The 26,636-nt window shown below is 55.6% G+C and carries 24 protein-coding genes and 5 pseudogenes; 10 read left to right on the forward strand and 19 right to left on the reverse strand.

Annotated features, from left to right (window positions below; translation table 11 throughout):
- Positions 1–11: 11 nt before the first annotated feature.
- The 3 genes from KGB27_RS00500 to KGB27_RS00510 form a co-directional block, all read right to left on the reverse strand.
- The gene (locus KGB27_RS00500) at positions 12–998 is read right to left on the reverse strand and encodes an alpha-ketoacid dehydrogenase subunit beta (protein ID WP_223552456.1); all 987 of its coding nucleotides are present in this window, start codon (positions 996–998) and stop codon (positions 12–14) included.
- Complete coding sequence (locus tag KGB27_RS00505; protein WP_223552457.1) at positions 995–1,984, reverse strand: thiamine pyrophosphate-dependent dehydrogenase E1 component subunit alpha; 990 nt, start codon at positions 1,982–1,984, stop codon at positions 995–997. The genes KGB27_RS00500 and KGB27_RS00505 overlap by 4 nt, the downstream gene beginning before the upstream one ends.
- 84 nt (positions 1,985–2,068) lie before the next feature.
- Positions 2,069–3,460, reverse strand: coding sequence for an aromatic ring-hydroxylating oxygenase subunit alpha (locus KGB27_RS00510; protein ID WP_223552458.1), 1,392 nt, complete (start codon positions 3,458–3,460; stop codon positions 2,069–2,071).
- Positions 3,461–3,894: 434 nt separating this feature from the next.
- On the opposite strand from KGB27_RS00510, the gene KGB27_RS00515 reads away from it, so the two are divergent.
- Positions 3,895–4,245 carry a Rieske (2Fe-2S) protein gene (locus KGB27_RS00515; RefSeq protein ID WP_223552459.1) on the forward strand — a complete coding sequence of 117 codons (351 nt, stop codon included), beginning with the start codon at positions 3,895–3,897 and terminating at the stop codon, positions 4,243–4,245.
- 22 nt (positions 4,246–4,267) lie between these two features.
- Here KGB27_RS00515 and KGB27_RS00520 read toward each other — a convergent pair whose 3' ends face one another.
- The 5 genes from KGB27_RS00520 to KGB27_RS00540 all read right to left on the reverse strand — a co-directional run bounded on the left by KGB27_RS00520 (position 4,268) and on the right by KGB27_RS00540 (position 8,926).
- A complete protein-coding gene (locus tag KGB27_RS00520) occupies positions 4,268–5,587 on the reverse strand; it encodes a coenzyme F420-0:L-glutamate ligase (protein ID WP_223552460.1) in 1,320 nt (439 codons plus the stop codon).
- Positions 5,588–5,680: 93 nt separating this feature from the next.
- The gene (locus KGB27_RS00525) at positions 5,681–6,466 is read right to left on the reverse strand and encodes an SDR family NAD(P)-dependent oxidoreductase (RefSeq protein ID WP_223552461.1); all 786 of its coding nucleotides are present in this window, start codon (positions 6,464–6,466) and stop codon (positions 5,681–5,683) included.
- A complete protein-coding gene (locus KGB27_RS00530; protein WP_223552462.1) occupies positions 6,463–7,065 on the reverse strand; it encodes an NADPH-dependent FMN reductase in 603 nt (200 codons plus the stop codon). Before KGB27_RS00530 ends, KGB27_RS00525 begins: the two co-directional genes overlap by 4 nt.
- Complete coding sequence (locus tag KGB27_RS00535; RefSeq protein ID WP_223552463.1) at positions 7,062–7,823, reverse strand: acetoacetate decarboxylase family protein; 762 nt, start codon at positions 7,821–7,823, stop codon at positions 7,062–7,064. The genes KGB27_RS00530 and KGB27_RS00535 overlap by 4 nt, the downstream gene beginning before the upstream one ends.
- Positions 7,820–8,926, reverse strand: a complete 1,107-nt coding sequence (locus KGB27_RS00540) for an LLM class flavin-dependent oxidoreductase (RefSeq protein WP_223552464.1) — start codon at positions 8,924–8,926, stop codon at positions 7,820–7,822. Before KGB27_RS00540 ends, KGB27_RS00535 begins: the two co-directional genes overlap by 4 nt.
- A 133-nt stretch (positions 8,927–9,059) precedes the next feature.
- On the opposite strand from KGB27_RS00540, the gene KGB27_RS00545 reads away from it, so the two are divergent.
- Together KGB27_RS00545 and KGB27_RS00550 are read left to right on the forward strand one after the other, a co-directional pair.
- Complete coding sequence (locus KGB27_RS00545) at positions 9,060–10,508, forward strand: short-chain fatty acyl-CoA regulator family protein (RefSeq protein WP_223552465.1); 1,449 nt, start codon at positions 9,060–9,062, stop codon at positions 10,506–10,508.
- A gap of 299 nt (positions 10,509–10,807) precedes the next feature.
- Positions 10,808–11,557, forward strand: a complete 750-nt coding sequence (locus KGB27_RS00550) for an SDR family NAD(P)-dependent oxidoreductase (RefSeq protein WP_223552466.1) — start codon at positions 10,808–10,810, stop codon at positions 11,555–11,557.
- Positions 11,558–11,759: 202 nt separating this feature from the next.
- Here the strand turns inward: KGB27_RS00550 and KGB27_RS00555 are convergent, their stop codons facing one another.
- Positions 11,760–12,374, reverse strand: a complete 615-nt coding sequence (locus KGB27_RS00555; RefSeq protein WP_223552467.1) for a MarR family winged helix-turn-helix transcriptional regulator — start codon at positions 12,372–12,374, stop codon at positions 11,760–11,762.
- Between the two features lie 678 nt (positions 12,375–13,052).
- Entirely contained in the window at positions 13,053–13,799 is a 747-nt protein-coding gene (locus tag KGB27_RS00560) for an NADPH-dependent F420 reductase (RefSeq protein WP_223552468.1), read from the reverse strand.
- A gap of 104 nt (positions 13,800–13,903) precedes the next feature.
- Between KGB27_RS00560 and KGB27_RS00565 the strand changes: the two genes are divergently transcribed.
- Positions 13,904–14,257 (forward strand): winged helix-turn-helix transcriptional regulator, encoded by a 354-nt coding sequence (locus KGB27_RS00565; RefSeq protein ID WP_223552469.1) that lies wholly within the window; start codon positions 13,904–13,906, stop codon positions 14,255–14,257.
- On the opposite strand, the gene KGB27_RS00570 is transcribed toward KGB27_RS00565, so the two are convergent.
- The 4 genes from KGB27_RS00570 to KGB27_RS31475 form a co-directional block, all read right to left on the reverse strand.
- Positions 14,254–14,406 carry a hypothetical protein gene (locus KGB27_RS00570; RefSeq protein WP_223552470.1) on the reverse strand — a complete coding sequence of 51 codons (153 nt, stop codon included), beginning with the start codon at positions 14,404–14,406 and terminating at the stop codon, positions 14,254–14,256. The two genes, KGB27_RS00565 and KGB27_RS00570, sit on opposite strands and share 4 nt — an antisense overlap.
- Positions 14,407–14,442: 36 nt before the next feature.
- On the reverse strand, positions 14,443–14,886 hold the full coding sequence (locus KGB27_RS00575; RefSeq protein WP_223552471.1) for a MarR family winged helix-turn-helix transcriptional regulator: 444 nt from the start codon (positions 14,884–14,886) through the stop codon (positions 14,443–14,445).
- A 109-nt stretch (positions 14,887–14,995) separates the two neighbouring features.
- Positions 14,996–15,346, reverse strand: coding sequence for a group II intron maturase-specific domain-containing protein (locus KGB27_RS31470; protein ID WP_411736686.1), 351 nt, complete (start codon positions 15,344–15,346; stop codon positions 14,996–14,998).
- Positions 15,300–15,401 carry a hypothetical protein gene (locus KGB27_RS31475; protein WP_411736689.1) on the reverse strand — a complete coding sequence of 34 codons (102 nt, stop codon included), beginning with the start codon at positions 15,399–15,401 and terminating at the stop codon, positions 15,300–15,302. Before KGB27_RS31475 ends, KGB27_RS31470 begins: the two co-directional genes overlap by 47 nt.
- Positions 15,402–15,567: 166 nt before the next feature.
- Between KGB27_RS31475 and KGB27_RS00595 the strand changes: the two genes are divergently transcribed.
- The 3 genes and pseudogenes from KGB27_RS00595 to istB all read left to right on the forward strand — a co-directional run bounded on the left by KGB27_RS00595 (position 15,568) and on the right by istB (position 17,976).
- A complete protein-coding gene (locus KGB27_RS00595) occupies positions 15,568–15,777 on the forward strand; it encodes a hypothetical protein (RefSeq protein ID WP_263290008.1) in 210 nt (69 codons plus the stop codon).
- 142 nt (positions 15,778–15,919) lie between these two features.
- A pseudogene (gene istA / locus KGB27_RS00600) lies at positions 15,920–17,192 on the forward strand (IS21 family transposase).
- Positions 17,185–17,976, forward strand: a pseudogene (gene istB / locus KGB27_RS00605) (IS21-like element helper ATPase IstB). Before istA ends, istB begins: the two co-directional pseudogenes overlap by 8 nt.
- 228 nt (positions 17,977–18,204) lie before the next feature.
- Here the strand turns inward: istB and KGB27_RS31480 are convergent.
- The 4 genes and pseudogenes from KGB27_RS31480 to KGB27_RS00620 form a co-directional block, all read right to left on the reverse strand.
- The gene (locus tag KGB27_RS31480; protein WP_411736690.1) at positions 18,205–18,930 is read right to left on the reverse strand and encodes a methyl-accepting chemotaxis protein; all 726 of its coding nucleotides are present in this window, start codon (positions 18,928–18,930) and stop codon (positions 18,205–18,207) included.
- Between the two features lie 132 nt (positions 18,931–19,062).
- Positions 19,063–19,905, reverse strand: a pseudogene (locus tag KGB27_RS31485) (Tar ligand binding domain-containing protein); the annotation flags it as partial.
- A gap of 142 nt (positions 19,906–20,047) precedes the next feature.
- Positions 20,048–20,333, reverse strand: a pseudogene (locus KGB27_RS00615) (IS30 family transposase); the annotation flags it as partial.
- Positions 20,334–20,816: 483 nt separating this feature from the next.
- Positions 20,817–21,557 (reverse strand): GntR family transcriptional regulator, encoded by a 741-nt coding sequence (locus tag KGB27_RS00620; RefSeq protein WP_223552474.1) that lies wholly within the window; start codon positions 21,555–21,557, stop codon positions 20,817–20,819.
- 116 nt (positions 21,558–21,673) lie between these two features.
- On the opposite strand from KGB27_RS00620, the gene KGB27_RS00625 reads away from it, so the two are divergent.
- From KGB27_RS00625 to KGB27_RS00635, 3 genes and pseudogenes are all read left to right on the forward strand, one after another.
- Positions 21,674–23,029 (forward strand): adenylosuccinate lyase family protein, encoded by a 1,356-nt coding sequence (locus KGB27_RS00625; RefSeq protein ID WP_223552475.1) that lies wholly within the window; start codon positions 21,674–21,676, stop codon positions 23,027–23,029.
- A 72-nt stretch (positions 23,030–23,101) separates the two neighbouring features.
- On the forward strand, positions 23,102–24,403 hold the full coding sequence (locus KGB27_RS00630) for a cation:dicarboxylate symporter family transporter (RefSeq protein WP_223552476.1): 1,302 nt from the start codon (positions 23,102–23,104) through the stop codon (positions 24,401–24,403).
- A 36-nt stretch (positions 24,404–24,439) separates the two neighbouring features.
- Positions 24,440–24,792, forward strand: a pseudogene (locus KGB27_RS00635) (integrase); the annotation flags it as partial.
- Positions 24,793–25,441: 649 nt separating this feature from the next.
- On the opposite strand, the gene KGB27_RS00640 reads toward KGB27_RS00635, so the two are convergent.
- The gene (locus KGB27_RS00640; RefSeq protein WP_223552477.1) at positions 25,442–26,572 is read right to left on the reverse strand and encodes an ABC transporter substrate-binding protein; all 1,131 of its coding nucleotides are present in this window, start codon (positions 26,570–26,572) and stop codon (positions 25,442–25,444) included.
- Positions 26,573–26,636 lie beyond the last annotated feature (64 nt).

A 26,636-nucleotide genomic window follows, 5' to 3' on the forward strand; every position in this document is an offset into this window, starting at 1 on the left:
TCAGGAATGGGTCAGTCGAGCGTCTTGCGGATCGCCGCCTCAATCTGAGGAACGCCAGGGACGAAAGCAGTCTCGAGCGGTTTGCTGAACGGTACCGGACAGAACGCCGATGCAACCCGCTGCACAGGAGCTTTGAGCTGGCTGAATAACTCCTCATGAATTCGCGAAGAAATCTCGGCGCCCACGCCAAAGGGTTTGACAGCCTCATGCACGATCACCGCACGCCTGGTCTTCGCGACCGAGGCAAGCACAGTCTCGACATCGAACGGTGCGATTGTGCGCAGGTCGATGACCTCGACCGAGATACCGTCCTTGGCAAGGTTTTCCGCCGCAGTGCAGGCATCCAACACCTGCCGACTGTAGGCGATGACGGTAACGTCACTGCCCTCGCGCACAATGTTGGCCTTGCCCAGTGGAATGCTCTTGCCGCGCTCGGGCGCCGCACCCGGCGTCCAGTACATCGTCATGTTCTCGATGAACAGGCACGGATCCTCGTCCTCGATACACGACAACATCAAGCCATAGGCATCGGCCGGTGTGGAGGGTGCCACCACCTTGATGCCAGCCGTATGGGCAAACCAGGCTTCGAGGAAATCGGAATGCTGACCGCCGACCCCAAAGCCCGCGCCGGTCATGGTGCGAATGGTGATCGGCACATGGGTCTGGCCGCCCGACATAAAACGCAGCTTCGCAGCATGGTTGACGATCATGTCCATCGCTACTGTGGTGAAGTTCATCAGCATAATCTCCGCCACCGGCTTCATGCCTACAAGTGACGCGCCGATCGCCGCGCCGATGATCGCCTGCTCGGCGATAGGGGTCGACCGCACCCTTAGATCACCGTGCTTAGTCGAAAGGCCCTTGGTAACGCCCATGACACCGCCTTCCTGGCGGTCGGCAACGTCTTCGCCGAACACAATGACATTGGAATCTTCAGTCATCGCGTCATCCAGCGCGAGATTGATCGCCTCAATCATGTTCATTTTGGTAGCGCTCATGCTTTGATCTCCTGCGCAAAAACATCACGGCGAAGTTCCGCGACATCCGGGTACGGACTGGTCAAGGCAAACTCGACCGCCTCGCCAATTTCCTTGTCGATGGTGGCTTCAAGCCCCGCAAGCTCGTCTTCGCCAGCGTGTCCTTGTTCGAGCAGCCACGCACGAAACAGGGGAACCGGGTCCTGTTTCATTGCCTCAGCTTTCTCCGCTGGATCCATGTACGCATCGGCATCACCGAAAATATGGCCATGGAAACGGAAGGTCATCGCCTCAATGAGCGTGGGGCCATCGCCGTTTCGCGCACGTGCGACAGCTTCGCCAGCGGCCTGCCACATGGCGATCGGATCGTTGCCGTCGACGTGAATCGATGGCATCGAATAGGCAGCACCACGATCGGCAATGCGCTCGATGGAGGTCCCCATCGCATACGGCGTGTGCTCGGCGTAACGGTTGTTCTGGCAGATGAAAATCACCGGCAGTTTCCATACAGACGCCAGGTTCAGCGACTCGTGGAACGCGCCGATGTTACTGGCGCCATCGCCAAACATCGCAATCGCAACACGCTTCTCACCGCGAATCTGAGCCGCCAGCGCGAGGCCATTCGCTATTGGCATGGTGCTGCCGACGATACCCGTGGTGACCATCACGCCGCTGGACGGATGGGTGACATGCATCGGTCCGCCCTTGCCTTTGCAAGTGCCTGTGGCCCGACCGGCCAACTCGGCCCATAGAAGCTTGCTGGGCACGCCTTTGGCGAGCATGTCGTGAATGCCACGATAAATGGTGCACAGATAATCGCTATCGGTCAGATGTGCCGCCAGTGCCGACGGAATGACCTCTTGGCCACGCGGCGAGTAATACGGCATCACCAGCTTGCCGGACTTGATTATCGAACGGAAACGCTCGTCGTTCTGTTTGATCAGCGTCATACGACGGTAGATCTCGACGAGCGTCCGGCGGTCGGGTTGGGGGCGGACAGGGCTCATACTGATTTCCTCATGCTCCGAAGGATTGCGGGATTGCCGGCCACACCTCAATGGGTGGCACGCGGCTTGATGCAGAACGTCTGTCTAGCTTCGCCCTAGGTAAGCGTCGATCTCGGACAGGTAATGACGAATGCGGATCTCGCTCTCCGACAGCCGAGAACCTTTGAACGCGGCCGACTCGATACCCTTCTGAACTTCCGGCACACGGAGTGCGTCCTGGGCCAACACATAGCCGATGCTTGCAGCGGACAAATCCGTCGGTACCAAGCGCGCAGGACGCTCGTCACCCTTCCAGCCTTTGGGACCGAAGTTGAATTCGTTGAGGTCAAACACGGGAGTGTCCTCATCTGCTACGGGCAAGCACATCGTGATCGCGTTGTAGAAACTCTTGCTCGGATCGGTCGGGTGTGGCCGGAAAGCCTGGATCAGTAGGCTGTCGGCAAAGATATTGACGGTGATGTTTGGGAAGACGAAATAATTCCAGTCGTCACTGATCTGAGGATCGGTGAGCCGGTCAAAAAACGCATAACCGTGCCGCTTGCCCCAAGCTCGCTTCGCCTCGACAAGTGCTTTTTTGTACTCCCTGCCCTTGAGATGCGCGAATTTTTCCGGATCGCCACCATAAATCGCCACCAGGTTTTTCATACCCTCGGTGACGACGGACGTGTCCTCGGCGCGGGTGTTTGAGTTACCCACCTCGATGATCATGCGGCTAATGCCGTTCCGGTAGACGTCATATTGACAGTCACGGGTAGCGGTCAAGGCCAGCAGTTCGGGATGGACATCATCGGCATGATAGAACTCGATGAAGGCTTCCAGTGCGGTCTTCCAGTTGGCATCCCAGCAGACGTTAACATCCCGGAAAACTCTGAACTGACTGAAGTCGTAGTTGTTGCAGTGATCGGGAATAACGTCCAAATGCTCGAGCAGTGTCTTTGCGGGCAAAGGATCAGGATTTACGAAGACCAGACTGTTCCACACGCCACAGCTTACTTCGGTCAGGCCTGGGCGATCGGCTATCACGCCAGAGCGAAAGATCAACTCATCGCGAATTTCGGTATTGCAGCCGTCCACCGAGAACTTCCAGCCATGGAAGTCGCATTGAAAGCCTTTTTTCGGGTCCATATGGCCAAAGTCGCCACGCACCAGGCGATTGCCCCGGTGAGGACAGACGTTGTAATAAGCCTTGATGCCATCGTCTCCCGGCGCAGCGCGGACTACGATGAACGACTCCTTTCCAAGATCGTAACGGAAGTAGTCACCAACCTCCTGCAGGTCTTGGGTAAGCCCCGCGAAAGCCCAGCTTTTCATCCACATGTGATCCCACTCGCGCTGAGCCTCATCGCGATCGTAATAACGCCGCGGATCGGGCTGATGCGTTCCCAGGTCTACAGGAGGCGCTTTGCGGCCGGCCTTGCCAGCTTCATCGGCAGGGTAATTGACGAAACCGATCTGGGGATCGAAAGTTGTGCTCATATCGCTCTTCCTAGGTTGCCATTTCGAATGGCTGTTTCGTTGGGAGCTCATGCTTATTGAAAACTCGCGCTGCGCTGCGTCGCCGACAAAAACCAACCGGCCAGATGTCGTACGTTTCGTGGCTCATGTGCGGTTTGTAAAGCGCACTCCGGTGTTAGCCTTGAGGAACTATAGTAACCTAGCATACCTCTATTGAGCGAGCAACGATCTCTGCGCTAGCGATACTACCGCTTAGGTGGCGTTACTCGTCGTTCTGAATTCGCGTCATAACACCGGTATTTGAGCCTTGTATTCTTGAGGAACATCAAGCACCGCTTTCTGATCGACTGAGATCGCACCCTGGCAACAATATTTGGTAGCATACGTTATTGGCGCTACATTGCCGCGCGGCAAGCATAGTGGAAATTATCGAGTCGCCGTTTGGGAGCTGTAAAATGCCTTGGATCGACCATGACAGCGTGATCGTGTTGTCCGCGAGCCGGATGTCGCGACAGGTTGTCGGCGGGATAGATATTCTGCTTTGCTGGGCGGATGGCGTGCCGTTCGCATACCGCAACCAATGCACACACTTGGCCAAGCCATTGGATGACGGCCGATTGATAGCCGGGAAAATCCATTGCCCATTCCACGGTGCCTGCTTCGATGTCCGAAGCGGCGCGGCTGTTAATGGCCCTGCAGTTGCCCCACTGCAGCGTGTATCGGTCAAGATCGAAAATGGACGGTTGTTGTTTGACACCACGCAGACCCCCTCTGAGTTTCTGCCAGCCTTGATAATGCGGGGCTAAGGGTGCGTGCCGAAACACCTGCTTAGCGTCGCAGAATAAAGTCATCCGTCTGAAGGGGTTCACGCTCGTCTGGCTTCTTTGCAGGATGCCCAATGGCGACAGTCCCCATTGGCTCCCAGCCTGGTGGTAGATCAAGCACCTCGCGGACAGTATCTGTACAGAACATCGTAGACGACACCCACGCCGAGCCAAGCCCCTCAACCGCCAGTTGAACCAGGAAATTCTGAACACCAGCCCCCATGGACATGACAAACACCTCCCGTTCAGCGGCATTGCGCTGCTCATCGCGATATGCGTGCGCGTCTTCCACCACCATGCAGGGCACGACCAGGTAGGGCGCATTCCGCAACACGTCGTCGCGCTGGATATGTTCAGCGAGCGAGACCTCGGACATGCCGTCACTGCACAGATTAGAGCTTACGACCTCATCGATGCTATCGAGGAACGCACACCGCCGTTGTGCCGACTCAAGCAGCACAAATCGCCAGGGCAATCGGTGATGCGGAGCCGGTGCTGCAGTCGCTGCAATCACCGCCCGCTCGACCACCCGGGAGTCGACTGGCTCGGAAGAGAATGACCTGATCGTTCGACGAGCAAATACGACATCCCGCGATCCATATCGGAACATATCTTCTGCGGAGGCGCGCACCAGTTCGGTTGCGCCCCGTCCATCGCAGTTCAAGGTGTATTGCGCGAGACCTCGCACCACAGCGATGGGTGTGCCGGCAAGCTTGCCCTTGACCAGGTCACCAGCCGCGGCAATCTCATCGCTGAGCGCAATGTGTGTAACGTGCAGCGGGTTTCCGTAGCTGTCGTGCATGCCCTTGTAGTCAAGTGCTGGACATACCCCCGCTATACCAACGGCAAGATCCATTTGTCCAATACGCCAGGGACGACCGAAGGTGTCGGAAAGAATGACTCCCACGTTTATACCAAGCCGATCCTGAAGTCCTTTTCGAATGCGCGCCGCGGATGCATCAGGATCACGCGGAAGCATCAGTACCGTACCCCGCTCTGTATTGGAAGCATCCACCCCCGCTGCTGCCATGACAAACCCATGGTGAGTTTGCGCGATCACCACTTCTCCGCGCCGCGAAACGACTCTCGCCGTCTCTTCGAGGATCGTCGCGTCACGGCTTTCATCAGCACGCACCTGCCCCTCGGCTTTGCTGACGATCTTCGAGGTAACGACCAGAATATCGCCGTCGCGCAAGCCGGAGCTATGGGATCGCACTGCCTCGGCGATGAGTTCGGCAATGTCATCGCCAGGCCGAACCTCAGGCAAGCCGGACAGCGCAGTGATCTCCATGCTGCGGCTACCAGCGTAAATTGATGTGTTCATCCTTCAAATCCTTAATATTGCAGGCTGAGGCGCACAGGCATTTGCTCCACTGCGCGCCTCCCGCAACAGCTCAGCCGCTGCTCCCGCACCTAGTCAAACACTGCCACCACCATCAACGCAGATCAGGTTGCCCGTGACATATCGAGCGGCGTCAGAGGCCAGATATTGAACAGCATCGGCAACCTCTTCGGCAGTTCCCAGTCGCCGAAGCGGGGTCGCCCTGATAAAACGCTCCATGAACGGCGCTTGTCCATCGAACTCTTTCATCTCGCGGCCCTGCCCGGCGTCGATCCAGCCGACCCCTACGCAATTGGCACGGATACCATAACGCCCCTCTTCTCGCGCCACGCCGCGCGTCAGCAACTCCACCGCCGCCTTGGGGCCTGCCGAAAGGATGTCGCCAGATGGATAGCGGCGCGTACCAGCCGTGGTCAGCGCGACCACCGCACCCTGCGTCCGTCGTAACGCAGGCAGGCAGGCATGAAGCAGGTTGAAATAGCCGATCACGTCGGCTTCCACGGTGCGTCGCCACTCATCAGGCAAGACCGACGCGATAGGTTTGAAGCCATCATGTGTCAGTTTGGGGCCGGCTGCATAGATCAGGGTATGGATACCGCCATAGGCTTGTTCGATCTCGTCGACAACACGCTGTACCTGCTCAACGTCCACCAGATCCAGTGCATGCGCGCTGGCACGACGATCATTGGCCTGCACCGCGGTGACTGCAACTTGTGCGCGCTCAGCGCCATTTCGATAGGTCAGCGCCACATCGTTACCGGCCTCAGCCAGCCGCTTGCAAATCGCCTGGCCGATCCCACCGCTGCCACCAATCACGAGCGCAACACCCTGCCGCTGACGGACTTCGATTTCATGGTTCATGCTTTTTCCTCCTCCCCCGGCAGGCGGGCCGGCAGCGGCGCCATCGACCGCTGCGATGCTTCCACTACCTGACGCGCGAGCAGTTTCAACATCCCCCGCACACCGTCATCTACACACTCGCCTTGCGCATCAAACACCTTGCGCGATGTATTGATCGTCACGCCCAGCGACGTCGGCCAGCCACGCAGCGCATGCACGATTGCGCGAAGGGCCGACAACGTCGAACCTGTGGCCTGGTCGCCCAGTGCGCAGGTGATCAAGCCTACCGGTCGCGCATCCAGGTACACTCGACGGTCATCGCGAAGATCTTCGGTGTAATCCAATGCATTCTTGACCAAACCGGATACAGAGCCATGGTAGCCTGGCGATGCGATGACCACGCCATCACATTCGCGTAGTGCCTCGACCAGCTCCCGCGCCGCATCGCTGCGCTCGGGATCCGTCGGGTCGTACATTGGCAAACGCAGATCGGCGCCGCCGAAATAGCGAGTGCGCGCGCCCAGCGCCTCCGCTTGCTGCAAGCAGGTTTGCATCGCCCGCTCGCTCGTGGAGCCATCGCGCGTCGTACCACCGAGGCCGACAATGAGAGGACTTTTCATACCACCACCTCCAGCTTGCGTACGCCAGCAGTCTCAATGGCCTGGTTCAGGCCCATACGGTAGCGCGGCGGATGGACGGTAAATTCGACGAGCCCATGCGCGCCAGAAATCACGTGCGTTGGCACCAGTTGTGGACGATTAAGCGCTTGCGGCTGCCACGCGGTGATCCGCGGCACACCACGCAATACACGTTTAAAGTCGTAACTAGCCTCGAACTGTTGCAGTTCAGGACCATCGGTACCGCTTACCACCGCAATCGGCGGCGAGACCTTGATAAAGGAGTTGCCACCGACGATTGGCAGCAAAGACTGGGTCTCGACTTCCAGAACGTTCACGCCGTTTTCGACAACAGTGCCGAGGATTCGGTCATGACTCTCTCGCAGCCGCACATCCGCCAGTCTTGCGGGGAAGCCAAAGTGATCACGCAGCCAATTCACTGCCTGGGGCGTACTGGCGAAAGCCGCATGAATCAGATGCCGCGGCTTGATACCAGTGCGACAAGCAACACCGACCAACGCTACCTCGAATGGACCAAGCGGCCCCTCTGTAACATTCCAGAACGTCACGCCGACGACACCTGGTATGCAGGGGTGCACGCTGGGCGGCAGCAGCGCCAGTGCTTGCGCCACCGGAAATTCGAACAAACTGTAATATAGTTGCGCACTGCCGAAAGCAATGTCGCCGTCCAGTACTGCATCTGCCTTGACGCCCTGCCCCAGCACCGTAGCGTCGGCATGACCAAAAAGATCGTTGCTCATACGGTTTCCCCTTTTACTTTGGCCCGGTGCGCGGCCAGGCGCGGAACCACTTCTCGACCAAACAAACGGATGCTTTCAAGCACGTCTGCCTGCGGCAGGTGTTCGCGCGACTGCATCAGGAATACCACTTGGTCGACACCTGCATCTTGCCAACCGATCAGCGTCTCGGTGATCTCCTCGGGCGAACCGAAGCACAAGCCGTTAGCGAACTTTTTCTTGTCGCTAGGTGCATCAGGGTCAGCGCGAAGCGAGCCCAACAGACCGAGATTGGAATAATTCCCTGATGGATAGCCTTCCGATATTTCCACCGTTTGCGCCGCGGTATAGCTGAAAGAAGCAAGCAGTTCTTCACCGCGGGCGCGGGCGTAATCGCCATCCGGATGGCAATAGAGCCAATTGACCACGGCAATTTTGTTGTTAACGAAAGCGCCGACCGGTTCGCAGGTCTTGATGCGCTCGCGGTAAGCCTTGAGCCTAGGCAAGGCACGGTTGATGTCGGTATGACTGAGGATCAGCGCACCTAGCCCGCGTGCCGCGGCATCGATCTCCGTTCCTGGCGCCGTCACTGCCACCCACATAGGCGGGTGCGGCTGCTGCCACGGCTTAGGCAGCACCATGCGCTCTGGCATGTTGACTACTTGACCGCTGATGCTGACGCGCTCATTCGTCCACATTTTCGGGATGGCCCGGACATATTCATCCCAAGCCTTCTTGGTGTCATCGACCACCGCACCAAAGCCGCCTAGTTCGTTCCAGGTTGAAGAGCGACCGGTACCAAACTCGACACGACCGCCGGACATAACGTCGAGAAACGCCGCTTTCTCGGCCCAACGTACTGCCGAATGCATTGCCGGCACGGAGGTCGCGATACCAAAGCCCAGGCGCATTTTCTCCGTCGCTCGCGCTACCGCCATCAGGAACTGGTCAGGACAGCTCGAATGGCTGTACTCCTCCAGGAAGTGGTGCTCTACACACCAGGTGAAGTCAAAGCCCGACTGTTCGCCGACGACCGATTGCTCGATGGCGTTCTCGTAGACCGACCGTTGTCGCTGCGGCGAAAACGGCCGTGGCGTGGATAGCTCGTGGAACATCCCAAATTGCATGGCGTCTCTCCTCCGGTTTGATATGCCTACATAATGTATGCTCAAGAATGTAAAGTTGCCATGACTAAAATTGTGATGAAAATCCAAGATATTCTTTGCAAATGCAAATCTTGCGAAGAGAGGGAGAGATTACATGCGCAAGACATTTATGGGCATCCGACTGCGCACATTGCGCGAACAGCGCGGCCTGTCACAAGCAGCAATGGCTGAGGTCCTCCAACTCTCACCTAGCTACCTCAGCCAACTGGAACATGACCAGCGCCCGCTGACCGTGGCAGTTCTGCTGCGGTTGAAACAGGTTTTCGACATGGATGTACAATTGTTCTCGGAAAGCGACGAAATGCGCCTCAGCGCAGAGCTGCGCGAGACGCTGGCAACATTGCCCGGGGCTGGCAATATCGCCGACACCGAGATCCAGGCGCTGGCGCAGCAGATGCCCGCGATCGGGCAAGCGCTGCTGCAGTTGCACCGGCGTTGCCAGTCGGCAGAGGAGCGGCTCGGCGAACTGGCGCACGATGCCGACAACGACCACGTCGCCAGCGGTTCGATGGTGCCCCCCTACGAAGAAGTACGCGATTACTTCTATGGCCGCCGCAACCATGTCGCCGAACTTGACGCGCTGGCAGAATCGCTTCATCACGACTGGCGACTCGACAGTCTATGCGCTGACAGCAGTCTCGATTTGACCACCCGTATCGCTACAGGGCTGAACCAACGTCTGGCAACGGCACATGGAGTAAGGGTGTTGCCGGTTCCGGACCACAGCGCCGAGGGCAACGAGGCGTTGCGCGACTATGACCCGCAGACCCGTACCCTTCGCGTTCCCGCACGGTTGCCTGCTCGTCGACTGGCGTTTCATCTGGCAACGCAGTTGGCCTTTCTCGAAGCTGGAGATTTGATCCATCAATTAGCCGACGATGGAAATTTCAGTAACGATGACGCGCGAGCACTAGGTCGCATGGGTCTGGCCGGCTACTTTGCCGGAGCACTACTGCTGCCGTATACCACCTTCCTGAATGCGGCCGAGGCGCTGCACTATGACGTTGAATTATTAGCGCAGCGCTTCGATGTCAGCTTCGAAACTGTCTGCCATCGCCTTTCAACATTGCAGCGGCCAGACCAGTGTGGCATTCCCTTCTTTTTCGTACGCGTCGATCGCGCCGGCAACGTCTCAAAAAGCCAGTCTGCCACCGACTTTCATTTTTCGCGCACTGGTGGCACCTGCCCGTTGTGGAACGTCTACGAGGCCTTCAGCCAACCGCGACGCACGCTGACGCAGGTGGCACAGACCCCAGACGGCCGCAGTTATTTATGGATTGCCAGGTCAGTGCTTCAACAATCTGGCGGCTATAACGCTCCCACACGCAGTTTCGCAATTGGCCTGGGCTGCGATCTCCGCCATGCGGCGCGCACCGTCTACGCCAAAGGCCTCAGTCTTGATGACCCCAATGCCGCGACCAAAATAGGTCCTGGCTGCAAAGTTTGCGACCGAAAAGATTGCATTCAGCGGGCATTTCCACCTCTTGGACAGAAGTTGCGGGTTAACGAAAACCTGCGATATGTCGTGCCCTACAAGCAATAGACGATGCAGTCCTGAAAATACACCACCAGCCGCGAACATCAGGATCCAACGCCCCCTTTCGCCGTTCATGGAGTTATTGACAAAAAAGACCCTTGATACCAGATTAAGACAATTTGCATTATCATATTCATGCATACGAATCGTGTGATTTCTGGCGACGTGATTAAGTCCACATCCTTCGTCGCACGAGCAAACATCAATAGGCCTTGCCCTGAAAGAAATGAGTTCCTGCAATCACAGTTACAGATGCTGCTGTCGACAAAGTCGTTTCAACACAAAAATAAATATGGGGAATGATGATGAGATTCAAAGATAAGACGGTCATTGTTACTGGTGGGGGCTCAGGGATTGGACGCGCCACCGCAATTGCCTTCGCTCGTGAAGGCGCCAGGGTTGTGGTTGCTGACATTGTCGAAGAAAGCGCAAAAGAAACAGTTGCCCTTATTCATGCCAAAGCGGGCCTCGCGCACTTCATCTTCGTGGATGTTAGTGATGCCAAAAGCGTGAACGCTTTAGTAGCATCAACCCTCGCAACCTTCGGCCATTTAGACGTTTACTTCAGCAATGCCGCCGTCATCGATGCAGGCATACACTGCACCGAAACCACTGATGCGCTTTGGGCAAGGGTAATGGGCGTCAACCTTTCAGGTTGCTTTTACGGTGCCCGTGCCGCACTGCCTCATCTAGCCAAAACTAAAGGCAATATGGTGTTTACTGCATCAGTGGCAAGCCTTGGTGCAATGGCTGGCGGCGCATCTTATACCGCTTCAAAATATGGCGTCGCCGGATTAGTTAACCAGCTTGCTTGCGAAGCTGCAGTTGACGGCGTAAGAGTCAATGGAATTGCACCAGGCGGCGTACTGACTAATATATTCAGCGAAATGAAAAATTTCGATGAAGTAGAAACCATGGTGAAGGCAGTCACGCCATTAGGAAGATTCGCTCAGCCCGAGGAAATAGCAGAACCAGTACTTTTTCTTGCATCAGATGCCGCTAGCTTTATCACAGGTACCGTTCTACGTGTCGATGGTGGCTGGCGCTCAAAGTAGGCTCTCGCGAAAACCGGCGAAGTCTTGGCGAAAAACCTCCACAGCCGACGTAGGCTGAAATCTGGAATGGTTGCCTGAAGCGACTGTTCCAGACTGACACAGGTCGAGCAACATTCGAAAGCAGCTGCTCGCTGGTGATTTTGACTCTCCGCCAACGAGATCATACTCCGGGCCGCCGACGCCCAATCGGTAGACGCTCACCTCAGTCTTCAATTCCTTTATCCCGCTTGATCTTGACTAGATTTTGCTTCAATCGGCTCAAGAAATCGGATAGCTGCAGCCGTTGCTCATGCTCCAGCCCCTGCAAAATGTCCTCGTTCATGTCATGGCTGAGCGAACGCATTTCTTTAACTATCTGATTGCCCTTGCTTGCAAGGTATACGCGCTTTACTCGCCGATCATTCACATCGGGACGACGCTCGATGAAGCCAGACGCTTCCAGACGATCAATAAGCCCTCCCAAGGCGGCCTTGCCCAACTCAAGCGTTCCTGCCAGATCACTTTGGATCATGCCGTCGTGACGTGAAAGATGAGCTAAAACCCACCATTGCGAGCGTGTCAGATCCAGCGGTTTCACAAAGTTGTCGAAAACAATGCGCCGCAACCGGGAGGCGTCGTGCATCAGGAATCCAAGTCGCTGATCGAAATTGCTCTCCTCGCCCAGGCTGGTGGTCTTGGTCGTCTTGCGCGGCTGCCTGTTAGCTTTTATAGGCTCTATAGATTCATTCATCGGCATACCGTTTCGATTCACAGCAAAGGACTTAAAAAGTGAGGCGCTTTCCACGTCACGCCCAACGATCACAAAGATACTGATCATTACTATACGCTATCATCCTATTTTTTACAGGCAAAGGCAGCATTTTGACGAATGCACAAATAGTTGCCGCGTTACCTGGATCGCAAGCGGGATTGGAATTGGGTGTCACAGAGATTGCCCGCATGACTCATGTGCGCCGAAGGAATTTCGGCTTGCAGGCGTCCAGCAGACGTAGATTGCCGAAGAGGTGCCCCAATACTCGCGGTGCTGTACGAAGGAGATGTTCGTGAGTTGGTACCGCACCCAAAAACGAATATGACAGGAAAAAGCAGCGTCGATCATCGACGCGCCTTGTCATCGAATTATCGAAAATGGCGGGTTGTGCAAGAGGGATCGACTTTCGGCAAGCCTTAAGAAAAAGCTGGAAAGCGCTGACGCGCTGTCCAGAGGACGACGCTGCGGCCGTCGACAAAAACTGGATCGAACACCAGATACGGCCTGGCCACTTGAGCGATCGCGGGCTCGCCATGCAACAGCAAGCGCGCGGCTGCAAATTATTAGTTTGGTCAGGCCGGCTCGGCTGCATAAACAAGATCCATTCGCCCAGCGTGAAGATATGCTGGCGCGGCCGCCTACGCACCGGGCAAACGAGATCGAAAATACCGGTCCATCATTGGATTTCTATTTCAACCGAAAAGACCCCTTCCTGCCGGGATCAGCTCCCACTTCTAGAGAACATCATCCCAATGAGTTAATGGACCGATTCATCGCGACAATGTCTTCATGGCTAGGATTTGCACCAAGCTTCGCAAAGTGGCGAGGCAATTCACCTCGCTTCGTAGCTGCCTGTCCTTTGATCCCTGTCGAAAGCCCTTTGCGCATAGTTTCGGCATCAAAGTCGCAGCAGTAGCCCGGGTTGGACGGTTGCTGTCTCCAGGATTCCTCAAGTGAGCCTCCATCGACCGGATCGAAGCCGACCTGGCTCACCAGTGACATCACTATTTCCTTTGATTTGGCATCGTCGCCCGCGACAGCTGCAGCCAAGCGTCCTGGGCTTCCTTCCGGCTGCCCCAGCTCCGCCAGACTATATGCCAGCACATTGTTGAAAGCCTTGATCACCGGACGTCCGATTTGTTTACTAACCCAAACGCTTTCCGTCATCCCCCCATCAATCTCCGCGATATGGGGATCGCGCAAATCAGGGTAATAATTGCTGGTGTCAACTACAGGCACGTTGACTGGTACACGGTCGAGCAAATCAGAGGGCAGCGCGCTTAAAGCTGGTAGCGGGATCGAGAGAATGATCACATCAACGCCATCGACAGCACCCCGAACATCTACAGCCTCAGCGCCTATTTTTTCGGCGAAAGGTCGGACACCGTCGACACCTCCAGAGTTTGCAACACGGAGTTCGTGTCCTGCAGCTAGAAGCTTCCGCGCAATGGTGCCGCCAATGTTTCCAGTTCCAATGATGCCAATTTTCATGATAGATCCTCAATTTAGCCGATTGCTGAGCATCGATTTTAGGTTGCTTATGCGATAATGGTAAGTACCTACCAAAAGGTAAGTAACTCACTACTGGAGTAGAAATGAAACGCGACTGGGACTGCAACGATCCGCGCAATCGACTAGATTGGGCTGAAGCTACGACCGAGACCCTTCGAATACTGGAGGGGAAATGGAAAATAATAATCTTGTGCCAACTGTTCGCTGCAAAAGGTGCAATTCGCTTCTCAGTTTTGGAAAAGGCGATCGAAGGGATCAATCAGAAAATGTTGATTCAGCAGCTGAAGCAGTTGGAAAAGGACGGCATTGTTCAGCGAACGGTGTACCCGCAGGTGCCACCCAGGGTCGAGTATCAGCTAACCGAAATCGGCCACGCGCTCGGACCTTCAATACAGGCGCTAATAGAGTGGGCCGAATTGAGACGTGAGCAGGCTTAATGCGATTTTCTGTTGATGGAACGTGCGCCGACACCACGGCCTAGAACTTGCAGGGAGTCAGATTCCTTTGAATTTGCGACCCTGCTCTCATGACCACTGGCTGAAATGGTTGCGCCGATGTTGGCTGCGCCAACAATACCAAACTTCATAAATTCATCCTTTTCAGCGAGTAGAAAGCACGCCCTTCATTCGCTAGCTGGACGAGCAAAAGCGTTAAGCGTGTCGCGAAGTGCTTCCAGCCCTTCATCGGTAAGCTGGCAGGCAGTTTTGATTTTGTCAGTGACAAGCCAAAGCTCTTCTCGCAAAGCTTCACCAGCAATCGTAAGAGCGATCTGCACACGACGCTCATCATTTCTATCACGGGTGCGAGTTACCATGCCCGATACCTCAAGGCGCTTAAGCAAAGGAGTGATCGTCCCGGTATCCATGGCGAGGTTGGTGCCCAAGTCGCCCACAGTCCTGGGTGCTTCACTGAACAACTCCAGCATGACGAGGTACTGAGGGAAAGTCAGTCCCAGAGGCTCCAGCAAAGGTTTATGTAGTTTAATCAATCGACTGGTAGCCCCATATAGGGCGAAGGACAGCTGAGTTCCGACTTCGCGGCGTGCTGCAGATTTACTGGCAGTCATCGTTTTCTATAGCTCAATATTATCTAGTTCACTAGACAGTATCACAGCTATTTGGCGTATGTCAGGGGAGGCCCGATGCATCACCGCGCCGTTTAACCACCCAATTCCACTAGAACGAGCATTTGCGGCGAACTCGGGCCATGCGCCGCCGCGTCATCATACTCAGAAGAAAGAAAATCACCGCCGAATTAGTGACGCGGCATCGATCGGCGAACGTCCGGTCACAGTTAAAGATCGGCCTGTGCCTGGTCACAGGGAAGGTGACTTGCTGTGCCAGGCTGTGTGAAAACGCAGGGATTGTTTTCAGGCCAGTGCTCTCGTTGAGCCGCAGCCGTAGCAGGTTGCGGGCCCTTGTGGAGGGCAGCTTCCAGTGGCGCCACACGACACAGCGCAACTTACGACGCACCCAGCTATCAAGTAGCTCCAGCGCTCGCTTGCCCTGAGTCAACACGAATCGCATCAGGCACGTCAAAAGGTTCGTACGGCCAATCCAACATTTTACGAGCTGTGGCAATTTCGTCTTTGCCAAGAGGTGCACCGTGGCATTCATGACCTGCCGGGCCAACATGAAGCCGTGGTGCGCAACTATCGTTTCTTCGATGAACCCAACGTGGCGTTCCTGTTCATGCCATCATTTGGAACCAATGTGCGGGTCGCATCGGCATGTATGCGCAGAGGCTGTTGCTGTCACTTGCCGCGCGCGGCATCGGCAGCATCCCGCAAACCTCGCTGGGATTTTTCGCAGATGTCGTACGCGAAGTGTTGGGGGTTTCGGCTGAGTTCAAACTGCTGCTTGGCATCTCTTTCGGATACCACGACGACGCATCCAAAGGAAACACCGAACGCCTGGGCCGCGCACCGCTGACCGACAGCGTTACGCTCCACCGCTGATGGCCGGATGTGTCTAGCGATAGTAGCCTGTCGCGATTAGCAGCAAGGGGCCAGAAACAGATCCGTTGCTGCTCAAGTACCTGACCCAGGTGTTCAACTACTTCTGCTCACTTTCCGAGCAGGAGAACACAGGGCGATCAGCATGGAGATGTTGGGGAAAATTCGGAGGATGTACTTTCGCGACAAGCTGTCGCTGCACCAGATAGCCAAGCGTACCGGGCTGTCGAGAAACACCATCCGAAAATGGGTCAGAGCACCCGAAGCCACTCAGGCGGCGTACCAGCGGTGCGTTACCTTCAACAAACTCAGTCCATTTCACGAGACGCTGGAGCAGGTGCTGAAGGCCGATTCGTTTCGGGCAAAGCACAACCGCAGGAGCACCAAAACACTCTTCGAGCAGATCAAAGCCCAGGGTTACGACGGCGGCTACAGCCAGCTCACCGCCTTCATCCGCTCGTGGCGCGGAGAACAAGGCAAATCTTTACGTGCCTTTGTACCGCTGACGTTTGCACTCGGTGAGGCTTTTCAATTTGACTGGAGCGAAGAAGGTCTGCTGATCGGCGGCCTGTTTCGACGCATCCAGGTCTCCCATATGAAGCTGTGCGCCAGTCGCGCGCTCTGGTTGGTTGCGTACCCAGCCAAGGCCACGAGATGCTGTTCGATGCCCATACACGCTCGTTTGGTGCGTTAGGTGGGGTGCCGCGTCGCGGCATCTACGACAACATGGAAACGACTGTCGACAAGGGCAAGGGCCGCACGGTCAATGCTCGGTTTTTCGTGATGTGTGTGCACTACCTGTTTGATCCGGACTTTTGCAACGTCGCCTCGGGTTGGGAAGGCATCGTAGAAAAGAACGTACAAGACAGCAGACGACGCATCTGGCTCGACGCTCAAGACTGCATGTTTCACACCTTCGAAGAACTGAATGCCTGGCTCGACAAGCGCGGTCGTACACGTAGTACAACGGGCTGACGGCGGCAGAGGTCCTTGAGCTAGAGCGGGTCGAAATGATGCCGATACCAACGGTCTTTGATAGCTATGTCGAGCGCACCGTACGGGTTTGCAGCACCTGCCTGATCAGCGTGGCACGAAATCGCTATTCGGCGCCTTGTGAGCGGGTCGGCCAGAGGGTCAGCAGCCGTCTGTATCCTACTCGGATCATGGTCATCGCCGATGAAACGATGATCGCCAGCCACGACCATCTCTATGATCGAGATCAGATCAGTTTTGACTGGCGGCATTACATCCCTCTCATCGAACGCAAGCCTGGAGCGCTACGCAATGGCGCGCCGTTTGCCGATCTGCCGAAGCCATTGCGGCTTCTCACCAAACTGCAACTCAAGGTAGCGCCTGTCGCCAATACGGCGCGCTACGACCGGCTCCGTACAACCGATGAGGAGAATCGCAATGCGTGACCTAATCGCGGAACTCAAAGAGCTGCGTCTGCATGGCATGGTCAGCGCTTGGGAAGAACTGGCTTCTCAAGGAGAAGCCTCGATAGCGTCGCCGAAGTGGCTGCTCGAACATCTGCTTCAACAGGAACATGCAGATCGCGCCGTACGGTCGGTTAACCATCAGATGAACATGGCCAAACTGCCCATGCATCGTGACTTGGCAGGCTTTGACTTCAGCGCTTCCAGCGCAGATGCCCGACTGGTCAAAGATCTGGCCAGCTTGGAGTTCACAGAGACCGCGCAGAATGTCGTGTTCATCAGTGGGCCAGGATCCGTCAAAACAAATTTGGCCAGTGCACTGGACGTGTCCGGAATCACGGCGCATAACAAGCGCGCGTGTTCCCCACAGTGAATCTGGTCAATCTGCGGGAGCGTGAAAAGTACGACGGCAAGAGTGGCCGAATCGCTCAACGGCTGCTTCGGACTGACTTGGTGATACTCGATGAACTGCGGTATTTGCCCTTCAGCCAGAGCGGCGGCACACTGTTATTTCCCCTGCTGTCTAAGCTCTACGAGCACACCAGCATTGTGATCACTACCAATCTCGGAATGGTCGAGTGTGTTTGGCGACGCCAAGATGACCACAGCGTTGCTGGATCGGTTGACACAACATTGCCACATCGTCAAAACGGGCAACGAGTCCTACCGGCCGCAACACAGCACGCTGGCCGCCCAGACAAAGATCAAATCACGCGAACGAAAGCGCAAGGACGAAGATGATATCGAGGACGATGAAGCGTTTTGATCTGCACCAAAAATACCCTGCCGCATGCCGTTATGCGGTGGGGCTTGATGACCGTTCGACCGGGACACTGCTGCTAAGCTTATCCACCATTGTTGGGACAAAAATCAGCAGTCCGCCCTGGGTCAGTTTTCAATCAGCGCCAACACCGGAATAGTTTGTATGTCAGGGGTGGCAAACAAGGAGTCGACTTCACAACAATAAAATTCTCGATTGTCAAGGTTCTATCAGTCAGACTTTGAACCGCGTGACCGCGTCGTGCAAAGCCACTGCAGAGGCCTGAAGCGTTTGCGAAACACGCGTAGTCTCCATGGCGATTCGACTGTTCTCCTGACTCATTTGCGCCACTAACTGGACATCCTGGGCAATTCCGCGAACAACCACACTTTGTTCGAGCAAGGCCGATGTGATACCCGTGATTCCCTCGCTAACTTGCTGGGAATACTGCTCTACAACGAGGATATGCTCGGCGGCCGTGGCGGAAAGATGTTTTCCGGACTGGACCTTATCGACGATAAAGCTCATCTCCGATGCCGACCCGTTCACTGCCGCCTGCATCGTTCCAACCATTTGCCGAATCTCTACAGTCGATTGAGCGGTACGTTCGGCCAACTGCCGAACTTCATCGGCGACAACCGCAAAACCTCGCCCCTGCTCGCCGGCGCGCGCAGCCTCGATCGCCGCATTGAGCGCCAATAAATTGGTCTGCTCTGCAACGTCCCTAATGACATATGTGACCTTGGTGATTTGCGCAGATTGGCCATTCACGTCATCAATAGAAACGCTAGCCTGGGTGACAGCCAGATTGACCTGGTCCATCTCATTGGCAACCAATGTCATGGCCTGGGCGCCTTGTACTGCTATGGTACAAGCCAGTTCCGAGCGCCCCAGGACAGCCTGAGCGTTCGCCGACACGCTACTAATGCTCGCCGTCACTTCGCCAATGGCCGCTCCCATCGCTGTCGCAGCCTCACTTTGCCGAGCCGATGCGACAGAGACCTGAGTGGACGCCGAGTACGTTTCGTCCGCAGCCTTGGCGATTGCCGTTGCGCTTTCAAGCACGCGCAATAATGCCTCTTGCACACCCTCGAGCAAGCCATTGAAAGCGAGTGCGGTTTGCCCAAGCTCATCTCGCCCTAACACCTTGACGCGCTCTCGAAAGTCGTTAGTCTGTGCCACGGACACGATCACGCGACGCAAGCTCGTCAAGGAGGACGTGACGCTACGCACAATGAGAAAGGTCAGAAGCGACAGCACCAGGGCCGTCAAACCGCTAATCGCAGCCAAGTAACTGAAAGCACTCCGCCGGGTAACTTCAGCGTCAATAGCCACCTGCGCAGCGTGCGCGCCAGCGATACTCCTCAACGCTTCGATTTCGACCTCAAGCCGTTCGAGAAAGTTACCCAGCGAGAATTGAAGGTCCTGAAAACGCTGCACACCGTTGCGTACCACATTCCAATTAGGGGCAGTGCTCAGCTCCTTGGTAACTACATGCAATTCGTCATAAACCTCATGAAATGCAACAACCTCGGCCTTGACCTTCTGCCATTGCAGCGTTTCGGCGTCTGATTTTGGTAATGCGTCGTAAGCGACATACGCCTGATCAGCAATTTGGTCGGCCTTGTCTCGACGCTCCAGGATGGAAGTAAACAGACTATTCGCTTCCGCAACCGCATCATCTTTATTAGACATGGCCTCGTATGGCTCAAGACTCCAAGTTCCTCCTTCGCGCGAAATGAGCACGGATTTCAGCTGCGCCATTCGCAACTCAGTCACCAGTATCACCGCAGGCATGCTGCGTTGCTGGATATCGTCGAGTGCGGCGGCGAGGTGTCCGACACCCAGGCTACCAACGCCTCCCGTCACACCGATGCCGATCAGGGAAATCACAGCCAGAAGGGTCAGTCTTATTTTTATTGAAATGCTATGCATGATGCTCTCAATCTTGGTCGGGTGGCGAGCCAAACAATATAGTATTCTTGCATAACATACCCACAAATACTTTCCACCACTTCAGAATGATCACGATCCATCACGAAAAACACGGCGGTTGTAGAAGCTGAGTGCAACACCTCTATTGAATTGAAGCGGGGGCATCATGTTGCAAACCCACCACCTGCGTAATTACTTCAATTGGGCATTTCCAGTCGAACCGTTTACGTGGGCGGTTGTTCAGCAAGTAAGCAATTTCATCCAGTTTCTCTTGGCTATGTACCGACAAGTCCGTGCTCTTGGGCAGGAACTGGCGGATCAAACCGTTGATATTCTCGTTCGAGCCCCGCTGCCAAGGGGCTGTGAGGGTCAGCGAAGTAAATCGCCACTCCTGTGCTCTGGGTGATTTCAGCATGTTTGGCAATTTTGTTGGCGCTGAGGCGATTTTGACCCAATCCGCCGGAAATCATTCACCCATACGAATACTCAGCAATCGATGGCCCTGCGTGGGATTTAAGAGGCTGCACATGGGGCAGCTAAAATCAGTAACCTGGGTCAAAATCGCCTCAGCGCCAACAAACTCTGGCTGTAATGCCCGCGAAGCTTCTCGGCGCACCCAGCGACCCGTTCAGATCAATTGCTCCTAATTTCTCAAACTCATAAAAAAGTCCGCTTTTGCCCAACAGCAGCCTATGGCGAGTGTCTGCTATGGGTTGATTCTGTTGAAAAAGTCGGCCATGGTTTCCGCAGCAGAAAAGTATGCGTCTGAGATTGAAATCTTTACTTTCGGCAGAGACTACTGGACTCAGATTTCACGTAGCAGCGTGCAAAAAAGGCGGTTTAACCAGTCAAGGACCAGGCCGTTTGGGCGGATCGACTTTTTCAACAGAATCAACCCATAGCAGTCACTCCTAAGGGGTCAAATTCTTTTCTCTGCGCATCTGAGTGACCAACGTAAACCTGTCTTGAGGGTGGGTGGTTTCCGACACCACCATCACAGCCCCCTCCTCATCACGGTACTGGCGAAGAATGTTCAGGCCCGGTGAGCCTGCTTCAGCATTGAGGCTTTTCGAAATCTCGGGTGACAGCAAGACCGCACGGACTTGTTGGTCCACCACATCGATGTGACGACCAAAGTGTTGCTCAATCAAGGCGGCAATCAACTCATCAGGATGCTGCTCGGCCAGCTCGATGACTTCAGAGTAAATGTCCTGGGCATACACGTCAGTCCAGCACAATGGCGCACGCGGGTTCTCTTGGTCGACCCGGATGCTCGACACACAAAAATAGTGCTCGCCGGGTTCTAGCCCCAATCGTTTGGCCAGCGCGATGTCGGCCACAAAGTGCTGCACGCTCTGAATACTGCGCACTTGGGTTTCGGCGAGATGAACCAGGTCAGATACCGAGGCGAGTGACTGGGAGTAGCCGCCCTTGGGCGAGGCAGACTCGACTCGGGTGCCCACCCTTTTGCGCCGTGACACCAGCCCTTGGTTCTGCAATTGAGTGATGGCGGCACGCACCGTATGTCGGCTCACGTCATACAGCTCGCACAGCTCGAATTCCGTCGGCAGCAACGTCCCGACCGGGTATCGCCCGCTGGAAATCCCCTCCATCAAGTCCTTTGCAACGACCGCATAGCGCGTCTGGTTCATACCTTTCATCAGTCCCGAGCGTTTACCGAGTTGACAGTGTATCAGTGAGCACGTAAGAATTATGTACGGACATATTAAATATGTCCGATCAATAACAAACATATCAGGATTACCTCATGTCCAGCACTGTCTTCGACTCCGCCCTCTTTCGCGACATGTTCGGCACCGCCGAGATGCGCGGTGTGTTTTCCGATAAAGCCCTGATCGAACGCTACATCGAAGTGGAAGTGGCCCTGGCCCGCGCCGAGGCGCGCTGTGGTGTAATCCCGAGCCAGGCCGCCGAGCAAATCGCCGAACTCGCAACGTATGCCTCCCTCGATTTGGCGCTGATGCAGCACGAGACCGAAATCGTCGGTTACCCGATCCTGCCGTTGGTTGAACAACTGTCGAAAATCTGTGGCGAAGCCGGACGCTACGTTCACTGGGGGGCCACCACCCAGGACATCATGGACACTGCTGTTGTGCTGCAAATACGCGCAGCGCTGGCATTGGTCGAGCGCGACATCCAGGCCGTACGCGGCCTGCTGGCCGATCTGGCCAAACGCTACCGCGATACCCCGATGGCTGGCCGTACGCACCTGCAACACGCCTTGCCGATCACCTTCGGCTACAAATGCGCGGTGTGGCTGAGCATGTTCGACCGTCACGCCGAGCGCCTGGTGGAACTGCGTCCTCGGGTAGAGATCGGTCAGTTCGCCGGCGCGGCGGGCACCCTGGCATCACTGGGTGACAAAGGCCTGGAAGTCCAGGAAGCCTTGATGGCGGAACTGGGTCTGGGCGTGCCGCAAGCCACTTGGCACGTTGCCCGGGACGGCCTGGCCGAAACCCTGAACTTCCTCGGACTGGTCACCGGTTCCTTGGGCAAAGTCGCTCTGGACGTCATGATGATGATGACCAGCGAGCTGGGTGAAGTTTACGAACCCTTCGTCAAAGGTCGTGGCGCCAGCAGCACCATGCCGCAAAAGCGCAATCCGATTTCCTGTGAATTGATGTACGCCGCCGCCAAAGGCGTCCGTCAGCACGCCGGTCTGATGCTCGACGCAATGATTCAGGACTTCGAGCGCTCTACCGGCCCTTGGCAGGCCGAGTGGATCGCCATTCCTGAAGCCTTCGCGTTAAGCGCGGCCTCTCTCGGTCAGGCGAAATTCATGCTCGCTGGCCTGGAAGTGCGCACTGAACGCATGCGCAAGAATCTCGACATGACCCAAGGCCTGATCGTGGCTGAGGCGGTGATGATGGGCTTGGCTCCAGCCTTGGGCCGTCAGGTAGCGCATGACGTGGTGTATGCCGCCTGCCGCATGGCGAACGATGAAGGCACCAGCCTGCTTGATGCCTTGCTCGCTCAGGGCGAAGCCACCGCGCAACTGGATATCGAGGAACTCAAGCGCCTGACCGACCCGTCTAACTATTTGGGTCTTGCCCCCCTAATGGTTGATATCGCTCTGTCTCGCGAAGGCTCCGTCAAGCGTTAATCTCACGGGGCTCGTACATGGTCGGGCCCCTTCTGCATTTTGCTCGCCAATAAAAACAACGAGATCGCAGACATGACCACTATCAACAAAAAGCCGTTCTACAAAGATCTGACCCTCCAGGTCATCGCTGCCATGGTGCTGGGTATTGCCTTCGGCTTCCTTGCCCCGGAACTGGCTGCCAAGTTCAAGATTCTCGGCGATATCTTTCTCAAGCTGATCAAGACAGCAGTGGCGCCCTTGGTATTCTTCACCGTCGTTCATGGCATCGCATCGGCTGGCGATATCAAGCGAGTCGGCAAGGTCGGCTTGCGTGCACTGATTTACTTTGAAATTGTCTCCACCATTGCTCTGGCCATCGGTCTGCTGTGGGGTAATCTACTGGACATCGGGTCGGGCATGCACGACGCTCATCCGAGCAGCGCGACGGCAGCCGCCGCCAGCGCAGCGGTCGCCAAGGGCCACGCCCCGGCCTCGACGATGGACTTCATCTACGGAATTTTCCCGGACAACTTCGTCGGTGCCTTCGCTGGCGGACAACTACTGCAGGTGCTGGTGATCTCAGTACTGTTCGGCTTCGCCCTGCTGGCCCTCAAGCCCGAGCGTCGCAGCGTGATTGAGGACGGCTTGAGCCGCGTCTCCGAATGCTTTTTCGAGTTCATCAACCTGATTATGAAGTTCGCTCCGTTCGGCGCCTTCGGCTCGGTAGCCTACGCCGTCGGCAGTAATGGCAGCGCGGTGCTGATGTCGCTGGCCAACCTGGTGCTGATGTTCTACGTCTGTGTCGCGTTCTTCATTTTCGTGGTGCTGGGTGCCGTCTGCCGTATTTCAGGCTTCAGCCTGTGGCGATTCCTCAAGTACATCAAGGATGAGATTTTCATTGTCTTGGGAACGGCGTCCTCGGAAAGCGCTCTGCCACGCCTGCTGCAGAAACTGGAAAAATTCGGTTGCTCCAAACAGAGCGTCGGTTTGGTCTTGCCTACCGGTTATGCCTTCAACCTCGATGGCACTTCCATCTATATGTCGCTATGCGTGCTGTTTATCGCCAATGCCTACGGCGTACCGATGAGCTGGGAACAACAGTTGGGCACTATCGCCATCATGCTGGTGACTTCAAAAGGTGCAGCAGCAGTTTCCGGCGGCAGCTTTGTGGTGTTCGCCGCCACGGTAACGGCAATCGGCGTGCTGCCAGTGGAAGGACTTGCATTGCTGTTCGGGGTGTATCGCTTCATGTCCATGGCCATCGCCACCTGCAACACCATCGGCAATAGCGTGGCGACGGTGGTGGTCTCAAAATGGTCGGGGGAGTTTACCGAACAGACCGCAAAGGCTGAATACAGCCGGGTGTTTGGGCGTAATCCGGAGGCGGCACTTTAACGGATTTAAAGTGGAAATTGAAAACTCAAAACCTTCGATCTCAAGGTCGTCAGCAAACAGGTTGGGGACCGCCAATCACGTTTCAAAAATCGCAAGCCGCTAGCACGTCGCCGACATGATGACACCCTGGTGCTGTTTGGTGGTTTGAATGGGGAGTGAACACCTCATGACTTGATACGAACCGGTGCAATCATGATGCAAGCCTCGGGGGTAAGCCTTGATGTGATAGACCGGTGCCAGAACCACGTGCTGGCAGGTTCGCGGGTCCGCCGTCACTACTTACACCATGATTATGCCGCTGAGAGAAAAAAGCTTGGAACCTGTTGGGCGACAAGCTCATTGATATCTTGATAGGCCAGGATGATTTGGAGGGACTTGAGACACAGTAAGAGATGTCATCGTCTCCGCCATCTTTATACGACAAAGCCCTGATTATTCAGGGCTTTGTCGTTTCTTAGGTTTGGAAAAACCTCGTAACCCACACTTCAGGCCACACCCTGGATGGTGTATTGCTTTTCGACCAGCGGCTAACTTTCCGAACGAACACTTGTCTGCAGCGCGCCCCGGAGCTATCGATGTCGAACCTGTAATCTGCGGTTTTGTTCTTCCTGGGTGGCAACGATGCTTAAAAACGCCATCAAACCCTAGAGACGCTCAAAGATGGCGGTGGCGATAGCACTGGTCGTCGTTTCGTTGCCGGCCACCAGCAGCTGGTGGGCAATGGCAACGAATTCCCTCGCGACCAGCTGGCGACCATCGATTTGGACATTGGCCAGGCGGCTGAGGTTTGCCTAGTTCGCCGCGGTACCCTCAATCCTGATGAAAGGCATCCGCCTGACGTCATTGCAGACAGGCCTGTACTTTGCCTGCAACGTTTTCGTCGTGTTTTTCCAATGCATCGGAGCCACCCAAACCAAACGATGCCTTGACCATATACGTTCAAGACAAAACCATGCTGATCGCCAACAAAGATTTGCCTACCGAATTGTCTACTTCGAGCGGGAGGAGGCCGCGAACAACCGCGCCCCCTCCTTTGATTTAGTGGGGTAACGCTGTAGTTGGGTGAAGTCCAGGTAACCCCGGCGACGGCTCGCCTTTGACTTCGCCAAGGTAGAGCCCTATCTGGGCACGGAAGCGTTCAACTGCTGCACGGTCTGCCATGAAATGCTCGAAAGCTGTAGGGTCCGTGTTGGGGTAATCCCATATTTGCTTGTAACCTTTTGGAGGGGTGACATCCGTACGTACCGACCACATGTACCAAACTTCACTCTGGGTTTTTTTATCGAGCAGCCAGCTCAGGTAAAGCTTCGCCGCCGCCGGATGTTTGGCGTCCTTTAGGATTGCAGCGCGTTGGGCCCATGAGACAAACGGGTCCTGTTTGGGCAGTACAAAGCGAGAGTGAGCTGCCGGATCTGGGTTCAAAGCACCATCCGTCGAGAACGTGGCGCTGGATAGTCCACTTTCAACATCATCCGCCGGCGCTTGGGTACCTCGCACGTAACGTGGTTGTTGATCCCTGAAACGCTCAACATACGACCAGCCAAACTTGTCCACCATAAGTTTGAACCAAAAAAGAACAGCATCATCGTCGGTGGGATACGTCACTACAATCTTGCCCTTGAGATCCGGGCGCAGGTAGTCCTTGGCTTCACGGGGCCACGCAGCCTGAGGTATTTGTTGGGTGTTCACCACATTGCTGAATGCATCTACAAAAACTCCGGTCCATGCGCCATCTTTATCACGAAAAGATGGATAGACTTTGTCCCAGCCAAGCGGTTTGTAGCTGAGCAAGACACCTTCGGACTTCCATCTAGGATAATTTTGCAGTGTCTGCAATTGAACCACATCAGGTGTCAACATTTTAGTCGCTAACTGATTATCTATACGAGCATCGTGGAACTTGCTGTAGTCGACGACTACATCAAGAATAACACCAGGGAAACGTTCCTCGAAAGCCTTCTTGATACCGTCCTGCTGCCCCGGGGTATCGCCTCCCGCGTACACCACCAAAGCTCCGCCTTCAGCCTTGGCTTCCTGATATAGCTGATCAAGGTTTTTATGCTCTATTGACACACCTGCATGCGCTGAAAGCTGAAAACACAACACCAACAGACCAGAAATAGCTCTGAGCCAAGAACGCGGCCTTGCTGCACCATTAATAATTTGCATGACACCACTTCCCTTAGTTAGACAACATAACTGCCCTAACATAATGAGCGGACAGCGTTAAACG

Origin of the sequence: Pseudomonas sp. BF-R-01, from assembly GCF_019946615.1 — a bacterium.
GTDB lineage: Bacteria > Pseudomonadota > Gammaproteobacteria > Pseudomonadales > Pseudomonadaceae > Aquipseudomonas > Aquipseudomonas migulae.